An 11492-nucleotide genomic window follows, 5' to 3' on the forward strand; every position below is an offset into this window, starting at 1 on the left:
CGCTCGATGCCCTCTCGCCTCAAGCCTTGCGCATACCGATATGCGCAATGCCATCCTCCAGGTACTGCTCTCCCGCCACCTCGAATCCATGCCGCGCATAGTAGGCCTGCAGATGTGCCTGGGCCGACAGGTAGATCGGTGTCCCAGGCCAGCAGTGCTCGGCGCACTCCAGCCCCTTGAGCAACAGCTGATGGCCCAGGCCGCCACCGCGCGCGGCGGGGGCGGTTACCACCCGGCCAATGACCACGTCGCCGCCTTGGGATTGGGGGTCGAGCAGGCGCAGGTAGGCCACCAAGCGGTCTTGTTCCCAACCCATCAAGTGCAGCGTATCTGCGCAAAGGTCCTGGCCGTCGACCTCCTGGTAGGCGCATTGCTGCTCCACCACGAAGACTTCAGTGCGCAACTGCAGGATGGCATAGAGTTGCTCCTTGCCAAGGTCGGTATGGTGCTTGCAGATCCACTCGATGGACATGGGTATGAACTCTTTGAAGGGGCGGTCGATCATCGCAAATCCCGGCGCTGGCGACGAGTCAGACATTGCCCAAAAACGGCTTCAACTGCATTCGGCCAAAATAGAGGCTATTTGATATCATTTGTCGGCTGCCGTCCGAGAGGGCTTTGTGTAATCTGCCCATCCTGTAGTAGTGCGGATCGCCACCATCAGAGTGGATCACCCACCTGCGAAAGGACTCGAGCATGCGGCCATTGCTTTGCGCGCTTGGTTTAATGTTGATCGTGCTGGTCACTCCCGCCGTGGCGGCCGAGAAGTTGCGTCTTGTGGCCGACAGTTGGCCGCCGTTCACAGACAGCGACTTGCCCGGCGGCGGCCTGGCCACCAACATCGTCACCGCGGCACTGACCCGTGCTGGCTACACCAGCAATGTCGAGCAAGTGCCCTGGGCCAGGGCCTTGATGGGTATCGGCGAAGGCCGCTACGACATCTTGGTCAACACCTGGTACAACGACTCGCGCACGCGTCTGGGCGCATTTTCCAAACCCTACCTGGTCAACCGCATCCGCCTGCTCAGGCCGCAAGATACGCCTTTGAGCTACCGTCAGCTGGCCGACCTCTACGACTATTCCATTGCCGTGGTACGCGATTACGCCTATTCCCCGGAATTCGACGCCGACGCCCGTTTGCACAAGGTGGCGGTGCGCAACTTCTCCTCGGCGGTGCGCATGCTGGCGGCGGGCAGGGTCGACCTGACGGTGGAGGACGAATTCGTCGCGCGCTACAGCCTGCAACGCGAGCCGAAGGAGGTGCGTGAGGCCGTGACCTTCGTAGAGCCCGCGTTGGGCGAAAACAACCTGCACATCCTCGTCAGCCTCAAGCATTCCCATCATCAGCAGATCATCGAGCGCTTCGACCGCGCCATCGCCGCGATGAAGGCCGATGGCAGCTATGCCCGTCTGTTGCGCCAACACGGGTTCTGATCCGCCTCAGCGCCCTCTGGCTTCAAGAGCGGGTTGGCCTGGGAGCGTCAGCCCGTTGGGCTTTCCTTGATCAGGTGCGCCGCCAGGGTACGCAGCGGCCCGAGTTGGCGGCAGATCAGCGCCAGTTGGGTTTGCACCAGACGCTGATGTTCGTCCAACTCTTCGGGCATCTGTTCCAAGGTGCCGGCCAGGGCTTCCTCGGCATCGCTGTGGATGGCCACGGGCAGGCGGGCGGCCAGTCCATTGGCGATCTCATCGAGGCTGTTGGCCAGGCTCTGGCCGGCGCCATCGATCAACTGCTCGTGAACCTCCGGCGGCAGCGCCGTGTCGCGGTGTGCACCGAGCCCGGAGAGGTAGCTGAGCAGGGTGTGCGAGAGCACCAGGAAGCGGAAGCCCACATCGGCTTCCTTACGGAAGTGCCCAGGCTCCATGAGCATGTTGGCCAGTGTGGTCGACAGTGCCGCATCGGCGTTGTGGGCGTTGCGCCGGGCCAGGCGATAGGCCAGGTCGTCGCGCTTGCCATGGGCATATTGCTGCATGATCTGGCGCAGGTAGGCACTGGCGCAGGTCAGCGTATTGGCCAGCACTTTGTTCAGGCGCCGCCCCTGCCAATCCGGCAGGAACAGGAACACCGCCAGGATGGCAATCAGGCTGCCCACGAGGGTATCGAACAGGCGTGGCAGGAACAGGCCGTAGCCATCGCCGATCTGGTTGAAGCAGAACAGTACCATCAGGGTGATCGCCGCCGTGGCCAAGGTATAGCGGGTGGTTCGGTTGACGAAGAACACCACCCCGGCGACCACCGCGAACATCGACTGGATGACCGGGCTGGGGAACAGGTCGAACAGCGCCCAGCCCACCGTGAGGCCGACAGCCGTGCCCACTACGCGCTGCACCAGCTTGCGGCGGGTCGCACCATAGTTGGGCTGGCAGACGAACAGGGTAGTCAGGATGATCCAGTAGCCTTGGGTCGGGTGGATCAGGTGCACCATGCCGTAGCCCACCGACAGCGCCAGGGACAGGCGCAGGGCATGGCGGAACAACAGCGAAGTGGGCGTCAGCTGCGTGCGCAGGCGGCTCCAGACATCCTTGAGGTTGCGTGGCGAGCGGTCGAGCAGGCTGCTGTCGCTGGCATCGGCCAGACTGTCGGGGTTGCTGGCGGCGCCCAGCAGGCGGTCCAGGGTCGCCAGGTTGCCGGCCAGCGCCCGCAAAGAGCGCAACAGGCCGCGCCAGGCTGGATTGCTTTGCTGGCGCAAGTGTTCCAGGGAGGCGTTGAGGTCTTCCAGCGCTTCGGCGAACCCGCCGCCGTAGACGAACGGCTGGCGCAGGCGGATCGAGTGGGACAGTTGCTGGCAGGCCGAGCCTTGTTGGCGCAGCAGGCGCTGGCAGCGGAACATCACATCGCTGTGGAAGAACGCTTCGGCCAGTGCGTTGTAGGGATAGTGCGAGGCACTGACCCGCTCATGGATGTCCTGAGCCAGAAAGTACAGCTTCAAATAACGGCTGACCTTGGCGTTCGGCTGGCTGTTGCCAACCCGGTGCAGGATGATTTCCTTGGCTGCGTTCAGCGCTGCCACTACTTTGCCATTTTGCTGGGCCAGTTCCAGGCGGCGGGCTTCCAGGTCCAGGTTGCGGATCGGCTCGAACAGGTTGGCCTTGAGCTTGAGGTAGCGGCCAAGCTCCATGAACAACTTCGCCAGGCTCTGCTGCACCGGCTGGTTGGAGAACAGCGCCTGCCACAGGACCGAGAGCAGGCCATACCACGCCGCACCGGCCACCAGCAGCAACGGTTCGTGCCAGAAATCGCTGACCTGCCCGCCGCGCTGGTCCACGCCGATCATGGTGTACACCGAGAGGATCAACGTCGCCGAGGCGATGGCGCCGTAGCGTTCGCCCAAGGCACCGAGCATGGTCAGGGCGAAGGCTGCCAGGGCCAGTGCGCCAGCGAAGATCCAGGGGTAGGGGAACAGCAGCTCCACCGACAAGGCGGCGATGGCGAAACACACCAAGGTAACGGCCAGGGCGCTCAGGCGGCCTTGCCAGCCGTCGTCGGTCTCGGCCAGGGCGCTGGCGATGATGCCGAGGAACAGCGGGATCAACAGCGCCATTTCGTCCTGGTACCAGCAAAGCGCCAGGCTGCCGGTGAGTGCGATCGTTACCCTGATGCTGTAGCTGAACTTGTCTTGGCCCCACAAACGACGCAATGAATGGCGGAACGAGCTCGATGACATGATGGCCCTGGGCAGTGATCGAATGAATACCTTGGCGCCATTCATAGTGGGCCGCGCAGCAGCCCCAGAAAATCGGCACCTCAGCACAGACCAGCAAGAAGCGTTCCGTGCTGCTGAAAGGATTCTACTCTACACGAACTGCGCTGCAGCGTTGGCCGAGGCCCATGCCCACTGGAAATTGAACCCGCCCAGGTGGCCCGTGACATCGAGCACTTCGCCGATGAAGTACAGCCCAGGACTCTTCAGGGATTCCATGGTCTTTGAAGACACCTCGCGGGTATCGACGCCGCCGAGGGTCACCTCCGCGGTGCGATAGCCTTCGGTACCGGCCGGCACCAGTTGCCAGGCCGACAGCTTGTCCGCCACCTGGGCCAGTTCGGCCGGGGTGTACTGCTTCATCGGCTTGGACACGAACCATTGTTCGGCCAGCAGATTGGCCAGCTTGCGGGTGAAAACCTCGCCCAGCAGCGTCTTCAGCTCGCTGTTGGGGCGTTCGGCCTGCTGCTGTTGCAGCCAACTGAGGGCGTCTCGATCGGGCAACAGGTTGATCTCCACGGTATCGCCCGCCTCCCAGAACGAGGAAATCTGCAGGATCGCCGGGCCACTCAGGCCGCGGTGGGTGAACAACAGGTTTTCCCGGAAACTGGTGCCGTTGCAACTGGCGACGCAGTCCAGTGCGGTGCCGGAGAGCTCGGTGCACAGGGTCTTGAGTTGAGGCTCGGTGATGGTGAAGGGCACCAGACCCGCGCGGGTCGGCAGCAGGGTATGGCCGAACTGACGGGCGACCTGGTAGCCAAAGCCGGTAGCGCCCAGGGTCGGGATCGACAGGCCGCCGGTGGCGATCACCAGGGACTGGCAGGCGAACGGGCCGGCGGAGGTTTGCAGACAATAGCCTTCGGCGGTCTTCTCGATCTGCTCGATGCTGGTCTGCAGGCGTATCTGGGCCCCGGCCTCGTCGCATTCGGCGAGCAACATGTCGAGGATGTCGCTGGACTTGTTGTCGCAGAACAGCTGGCCAAGTTTCTTCTCGTGGTAAGGCACGCCGTGCTTGCACACCAGTTCGATGAAATCCCACTGGGTATAGCGGGCCAGGGCCGACTTGCAGAAGTGCGTGTTCTGCGAGAGGAAGTTGGCGGGCTCGGTGTACATGTTGGTGAAGTTGCAGCGACCGCCCCCGGACATGAGGATCTTCTTGCCCGGCTTGTTGGCGTGGTCGAGCACCAGCACCCGGCGTCCTCGGCGGGCGGTGAGCTGGGCGCACATCAGGCCGGCGGCGCCGGCGCCGATGATGATCACGTCGGTGGAATGCACGGTGTAAACCTTTTCTGAAATGACACACTGGCCCCCGTGGAAGCGGGTTTACCCGCAATGCGATGGTGGACTCACTGCCGCCTTCGCGGGTAAACCCGCTTCCACAGAGTCGTGCAGATCTTTAGATGATGCGGACTTTCAGGGACCGACCCTTGATCTTGCCGCTGTTCAGGCGCTGCATGGCTTGTTTGGCCACAGCGCGCTCCACCGCCACGAAGGCCTGGAAGTCGAAGATGGCGATTTTGCCCACCTGTTTACCGGGGATCCCTGCGTCGCCGGTCAGCGCGCCGAGAATATCGCCTGGGCGCAGTTTGTCCTTGCGGCCTGCGGCGATGCACAAGGTGGTCATCGCTGGCAGCAAAGGCTCACCCCCTTTGTGTTTGAGGTTGTCGAGCTGCTCCCAGCGCAGCGGGCGCTTCTGCAGGTCCTCGATGGCCTGTGCGCGGTGGCCCTCGGCAGGCGCGACCAGGCTGATGGCGATGCCTTTTTCGCCAGCGCGACCGGTGCGGCCGACGCGGTGTACGTGAATCTCCGGATCACGCGCCAGCTCGACGTTGATCACCATGTCCAGACCGTCGATGTCCAGGCCACGGGCCGCCACGTCAGTGGCCACCAGCACCGAGCTGCTGCGGTTGGCGAACATTGTCAGCACCTGGTCGCGGTCGCGTTGCTCCAGGTCGCCATGCAGGGCCTGGGCGACGATGCCCTTGGCGGTGAGGTGGGCTACCACGTCCTCGCACTGCTGCTTGGTGAAGCAGAACGCCACGCACGACTGCGGGCGGAAGTGGCCGAGCACTCGGGTGACGGCTTCCAGGCGTTGCTGCGGGTCGATCTCGATGAAGTGCTGTTCGATCTGGTTGTCGGCGTGCAGGCTTTCGACCTTGACCTGCTGTGGCTTGCGCATGAACTCGGCGGCCAACTGCTCGATGCCGGCCGGGTAGGTGGCCGAGAACAGCAGCGTCTGGCGGCGCGAAGGGGTCTTGCCGATGATGCTGGCGATGGCGTCGAAGAAACCCATGTCGAGCATGCGGTCGGCTTCATCCAGCACCAGGGTATTGAGCCCATCGAGCACCAAAGTGCCCTTGTCCAGGTGCTGCTGGATGCGCCCTGGGGTGCCGACGATGATGTGTGCGCCATGCTCCAGGGAGGCGATCTGCGGGCCCAGCGAAACGCCGCCGCACAGGGTGAGGATCTTGATGTTGTCTTCGGCACGGGCCAGGCGACGCAGCTCCTTGGCCACCTGGTCGGCCAGCTCGCGGGTCGGGCACAGTACCAGGGCCTGGCAGCCGAAGTAGCGCGGATTGATCGGGTTGAGCAGGCCGATGCCGAAGGCGGCGGTCTTGCCGCTGCCGGTCTTGGCCTGGGCGATCAGGTCCTGGCCCTTGAGGATGACCGGCAGGCTCTGGGCCTGGATCGGCGTCATCGAGGCGTAGCCGAGGGCGTCCAGGTTGGCCAGCATGGCGGCGGACAGCGGCAGAGTGGCAAAGGCGGTGGAGTCGGTGGTCACGAGGCGGGCCTGCGTTGCGAAGCGAAAAATGCCGCACAGTCTACCAGCCTCGTGGCCATTCGCCCTACGACTCCATGTGCGCTTCCTGACGACGGGCACGCCTTCCGTCTGTCGGCGACAACTGCAGGAAGATCGCTGCGGCCAGCATGGCCATCAAGCCGATGGTCAAGAAGGTCAGCTGGAAGGCGCCCAGGGTGCTTTCCACCCCCTCTGCGCTGCCAGCGGCGGTAAAGCCGCCAAGCAAGGCGCCGGCACAGGCCACCCCCAGGCTCAAGGACAGCTGCGCGACCACCGACAACAGGCTGTTGCCGCTGCTGGCGCTGGCGTCGTCCAGGTCGATCAGGGTCACGGTGTTCATGGCGGTGAACTGCATGGAGTTCACGGCGCCGAGCAGGGCCAGTTGCGCCAGCAGCAGGGCATACGGCGTGTCTGCGTCCACCAGTCCCAGACTGGCCAGCAGCAGGCCAAGCAACAGGGTATTGCCGGTGAGGATGATGCGATAGCCGAAGCGTTCGATCAGCGGCCGTGCGATGGACTTGGCGAGCATCGCCGCGGCGGCCAGAGGGATCATGCTCATGCCGGCCTCGGCGGGCGAATAGCCCAGCGCCACCTGCAGTAGCAACGGCACCAGAAACGGCAGAGCGCCGCTGCCCAGGCGGGCGAAGAGGTTGCCGAGGATGCCGATGGCGAAGGTGCGCACCCGGAACAGGCCCGGCGAGAACAGCGGCTGCGGATCGCGCCCGGCGCGCAGCCAATAGGCGGCCAGGCAGGCCATGCCGGCGAACAGCAGCAACATCACCCGCAAGTGCGGCAGGTGCAGCTCACCCAAGCCTTCCATGGCAATGGTGATCAGTACCATCGCGGCGCCGAACAGGATGAACCCCGGGCCGTCGAAGGTAGTGCGCTCGGCGCCGCGCAGATCAGGGATGAACTTCCATACCGCATAGCAGCCCAGTGCACCGACGGGCAGATTGAGCAAAAAGATCCAGTGCCAGGTGAGGATCTCCACCAGCCAGCCGCCCAGGGTCGGTCCCAGCAGCGGGCCAAGCAGGCCGGGGATGGTGATGAAGCTCATGATCCGCACCAGCTCCGAACGCGGGTAGGCGCGCAGCACTACCAGTCGCCCGACCGGCAGCATCAACGCACCGCCCAGGCCCTGGATGACCCGGGCCAGGATCAGGAACGTGAGGCTGTTGGCCATGGCGCAGAGCAGCGAGCCCAGGCTGAAGAGCAGGATGGCGCTGAAGAAAATGCGCTTGGTGCCGAAGCGGTCGGCGATCCAGCCTGAAGCGGGAATCAACAGGGCCACCGTGAGCATGTAGGCGATGATCACACCCTGCATGCGCAGCGGGTCTTCGGCCAGGGAGCGGGCCATGGCCGGTAGGGCGGTGTTGAGGATGGTGCCGTCCAGGGACTGCATGAAGAAGGCGATGGCCACCACCCAGGGGATCCAGCGGGCGGTGACGGGGTCCAGCGGGGCGCGTTCGGGCATGAATACCTCGGCTTTGCTGCTTGATCGTGCTGGCCCGCCTCCACAGGGTTATCGTCCTGTAGGAGCCCTGTGAAGCAGCCAGCACAGACCCATTACAGGGTGAGGGTCAGGGCTTTGACCAGCGCCCCCGGCAAATGACTCGACCCGGTGCTGCGCTGGCCGTAGGTACTGGTCGACAGGATCAGCTCTCGCTCACGCGTCAGGTCTTCCAACTGACTGCCCAGCAGGTTGTACAGGCTGTCATCGAAGCGCATGGTGCCGACCGGCCCCTGGATGCAACCGTCCTGCACCCAGAAGGTGGCGAAACGGGTCAGGCCGGTCATGCGGGCGGCGGGCAGGTCCGAGTAGTTCAGGTACCAGAGATTGCTGATATACAGGCCCGTGCCGAGTCGCTCGAGGACCTGCGCCGAAGGCAGATGCCCCGGAGCCAGGCTCAGTGCACAGGGCGACTCGAAGCTGTCGGCGCCGTTGGCCTGCAGGTCGAACTCCGCAGCGCTGCGCGCGCTGACCAAGCGCGCGTGTGCGCGGCCTTCGTGGATCAGGCGCACGTCCTGGCGCGGCGAGCCTTCGTCGGAGAAGGGCGGGCTGAGCGAGCCGCTGACCTGTTCATCGAAACCGACCTGCGGACTGAGGCTGGCATCGCCGGTATACAGGCGCTGCAGCGCGCTGTTGCCTGTGGCCAGAGCCTGCGCGGAAAAACCACCCCAGCAGAGCATGCCGGCAATCTCGTCCATCGCCGCCGGGGCCAGGTAGGCGCGGTAGCTGCCAGGCTTGAGGATGATTGCCGGGCGGCCAAGGAAATCCAGTTGCTCGCGGGCCTGGCGCAGGCGCGCCACCAGGGCCGCACTGTCCCAGACCTGACCTGCATAATTGGCCTTGACCGCCTGGCCATTGGCGTGGAACAGGCTCCAGTCGAAGTTGAAACTGTTGGCCTGATGCCAGCCAAAGGCCCCGAAGGAGCTGGCGAACCCCCGGCAGATGGGGCCTGCGGCATAGATACCGACCAGGTCCAGATCGCCGGCTTCACGCTCGATCAGTCCAAGAACATCGGCGCAGTCCGGCAGCGCCGCTGCCTGCAGGTTGTGGCTGTGCCAGGCGCTTTCATCAAGACGCAGGTAAGGGTCGACAGGCAGCAGCGGCAGGATCTGACGCAGCTGGGCCAGCGCGTCGCGCAGGCGCTGGCGGTCCAGCTGTGGATCGTCGCCCAGCGTGAAGTGCTGCTCGGCCTGGCGCCCGTCGCGGATCAGGCGCAAGTGCGCGCTGGCCTGGGCGACTTCGCCGGCCTGGCGCACGCGGGCATGGTTGAAGCGGATGAACTGTGAATGCTCGGCACTGTAGCCGAGGGTGAACTGCTCGCCAGCCTGGAGTGCGTCGCGCAGGGCGCCTGTCAGGTCCTCGAAGCGTTGCTGGGGCGTGGCGCTCATCAAGCGTCTCCTCCGAATACGTCGATCTGGCGGAACACGCATGCCGGCGAGGCATGGCCAACCCGTACCACCTGGTTGGGTTCGCCCTTGCCGCAGTTTGGCGTGCCCAGTATCTGGAACGTGCTGCGATCGCCGACGGCGGCGAGATTGCCCCAGAACTGCGCGGAGATGCCGCGGTAGTTGGGGTTCTTCACTACGCCTTTGAGTTCGCCGTTTTCGATCAGTTGGCCCCATTCGCAGCCGAACTGGAACTTGTTGCGTGCGTCGTCGATGGACCAGGAGCGATTGGTGCGCATGAGGATGCCATGCTCGATACCACCGATCAGCTGCGCCAACGACTGGTCGCCCGGCTCGATGTTGAGGTTGGCCATGCGATCGATCGGCGCGCGATTCCAGCCACAGGCCCGGCTGTTGGCCACGCCATCCAGTCCCGAGCGGTACTGCGACAAGGCGCCGCCCAGCGGGCGCAGCAGCACACCGTCGCGGATCAGGAACTGCTTGCTCGCCGCAGTGCCGTCGTCGTCGAAGCTGTAGCTGGCCAGCTCTTCGGCGATAGTCGGGTCGAAGGTCACGTTGAGCAGCTTCGAGCCGTATTGCAGGTGACCAAAGTCGCTTGCCTTGACGAAGCTGGTGCCGGCGTAGTTTCGTTCGTCGCCCAGGATACGGTCCATCTCCAGCGGGTGGCCGATGGACTCGTGGATCTGCAGCATCATCTGGTCTGGCATCAGCAGTAGGTCGCGCGGGCCGCTGGGGGTATTGGGCGCGAGCAGCAATTGCAGGGCCTCGTCGGCGATGCGCCTGGCCGCACCGACCAGGCCACAGCGCTCGATCACCTCGAAGCCGCCTTGCTGGCCGAAGTTCTCCCTGCCTAGGCTGCGGCTCTGGCTGTCCTGGCCATCGCTTGCGGTCACGCCCAGGCCCGGGAACAGGAAACGTTGGGCATGGCGCAGCTCGGCGCCTGCAGAATTGAGGTAGGTCTGCTCGACAAGGCTGATGCCCAGGCTCGCCTGCCAATCAACCAGGCGGCTGTCCTTGGGCACGCTGGCCGACTCGGCGGTGAGCAGCTCGAGGCACTCGGCAAGGCTAGGCAGGGGATGTTCGAAGTGGGGCGAAACATGGTCATGGCGCTCGCTGGCCACCGGTTGCCCGCTCAGGTCCAGCAGACTGTAGGCGGCGATCGTGCGAGCCAGCGCCTCGGCCTGTTCGAGGGCGCGTTGCAGACCTGCTTGGGACACGTCGGCGGTGGCAGCGTAGGCTTCCACACCCTTGACGCGCACGGTGAGCATGGCGCCTTCGTCCTGACTGAAGAATGGTGGCTCGGCCACATTGCGACGCACCGACAGACTCTGGTCCGACTGCTTCACATGGCGCAGGGAAAACACCTCGGCCGAACTGCGCAGCGCGGCAAAGCGCTGGCGTAGCAAGGCACTGGAATCGAACATGCGGGAACCTCCGGTGCGCGGTGGCTCCCCCTAGAACCACCCCCTCTTGCAGGCCCAGGCCGGCTATGTTGCCTGACTTGAGCGGTGCGAGGTCATTATGGCAGCCTCGCCCTTGGTCGGTGGAAGAAATAACGTGCGGCCTGAATCGTCAAAAGGTGAATCTTGTTGTGAACAGCAGACGGATCAGCTGGTGGTGCTGGGGCATGTTCGATGCCCTGTTGTTAATCGACTACATATTCAAAGCGATCGCCAGCGGAAGGATTCCATTCGTTTCCGACGCGCTGCGGATTGCTGTGGTCGCCAGCGACGAAGGTACGGCGACCGCGGTGCTTTTTGCCTTGCGCTTGGGCCTGCTGGTGTCAGTGGGCATCAGTTGTGCGCTGTTTTTCACCCAGCGCAATGCCGTGAAATGGCTGGTGGGGTTGCAACTACCGCTCAGGCTGCTCTTTTTCATTCCCTCTGTTTCGGTCTTCTATCTGTACGAGGGCTATCAAGCGTCAGCACATCCGCTGATGTTCTTTTTGATCGTGCTGGCGTGTGAGCTGTTCAAAATCTGGACCCTCTGGTTCTTCGGTAGAAACCAGGTGTCCACCTGATGGGTGAGCGGGAATCTGGCGTTGTAAACATAAAAAAGGAGAGCCGAAGCTCTCC

The 11492-nt window shown here is 64.0% G+C and carries 8 protein-coding genes and 1 pseudogene; 2 read left to right on the top strand and 7 right to left on the bottom strand.

Features of this window, described 5'->3' with window-relative positions; all coding sequences use genetic code 11:
- Positions 1 to 19: 19 nt before the first annotated feature.
- On the bottom strand, positions 20 to 472 hold the full coding sequence (locus R6G97_RS09570; protein WP_043207347.1) for a GNAT family N-acetyltransferase: 453 nt from the start codon (positions 470 to 472) through the stop codon (positions 20 to 22).
- A 224-nt stretch (positions 473 to 696) separates the two neighbouring features.
- Here R6G97_RS09570 and R6G97_RS09575 point away from each other — a divergent pair, with 224 nt between their 5' ends.
- The gene (locus R6G97_RS09575) at positions 697 to 1434 is read left to right on the top strand and encodes a substrate-binding periplasmic protein (protein WP_317848033.1); all 738 of its coding nucleotides are present in this window, start codon (positions 697 to 699) and stop codon (positions 1432 to 1434) included.
- A gap of 47 nt (positions 1435 to 1481) precedes the next feature.
- Here the strand turns inward: R6G97_RS09575 and yccS are convergent, their stop codons facing one another.
- From yccS to R6G97_RS09605, 6 genes and pseudogenes are all read right to left on the bottom strand, one after another.
- Positions 1482 to 3665, bottom strand: a complete 2184-nt coding sequence (gene yccS, locus R6G97_RS09580) for a YccS family putative transporter (RefSeq protein ID WP_317848034.1) — start codon at positions 3663 to 3665, stop codon at positions 1482 to 1484.
- Between the two features lie 129 nt (positions 3666 to 3794).
- Positions 3795 to 5009: pseudogene (locus tag R6G97_RS09585) on the bottom strand (NAD(P)/FAD-dependent oxidoreductase); the annotation flags it as partial.
- 88 nt (positions 5010 to 5097) lie between these two features.
- Complete coding sequence (gene dbpA, locus R6G97_RS09590; RefSeq protein ID WP_232092100.1) at positions 5098 to 6435, bottom strand: ATP-dependent RNA helicase DbpA; 1338 nt, start codon at positions 6433 to 6435, stop codon at positions 5098 to 5100.
- 112 nt (positions 6436 to 6547) lie between these two features.
- A complete protein-coding gene (gene mdtD / locus R6G97_RS09595) occupies positions 6548 to 7975 on the bottom strand; it encodes a multidrug transporter subunit MdtD (RefSeq protein ID WP_043207291.1) in 1428 nt (475 codons plus the stop codon).
- A 92-nt stretch (positions 7976 to 8067) separates the two neighbouring features.
- Positions 8068 to 9399 carry a TldD/PmbA family protein gene (locus tag R6G97_RS09600; RefSeq protein ID WP_043207295.1) on the bottom strand — a complete coding sequence of 444 codons (1332 nt, stop codon included), beginning with the start codon at positions 9397 to 9399 and terminating at the stop codon, positions 8068 to 8070.
- Positions 9399 to 10841, bottom strand: coding sequence for a TldD/PmbA family protein (locus tag R6G97_RS09605; RefSeq protein ID WP_317848035.1), 1443 nt, complete (start codon positions 10839 to 10841; stop codon positions 9399 to 9401). Before R6G97_RS09605 ends, R6G97_RS09600 begins: the two co-directional genes overlap by 1 nt.
- A gap of 203 nt (positions 10842 to 11044) precedes the next feature.
- Here R6G97_RS09605 and R6G97_RS09610 point away from each other — a divergent pair, with 203 nt between their 5' ends.
- A complete protein-coding gene (locus R6G97_RS09610) occupies positions 11045 to 11437 on the top strand; it encodes a hypothetical protein (RefSeq protein WP_102081295.1) in 393 nt (130 codons plus the stop codon).
- Positions 11438 to 11492 lie beyond the last annotated feature (55 nt).

This window comes from Pseudomonas sp. HTZ2 (assembly GCF_033173945.1).
In the GTDB taxonomy this organism is placed as follows: Bacteria; Pseudomonadota; Gammaproteobacteria; order Pseudomonadales; family Pseudomonadaceae; genus Aquipseudomonas; species Aquipseudomonas guariconensis.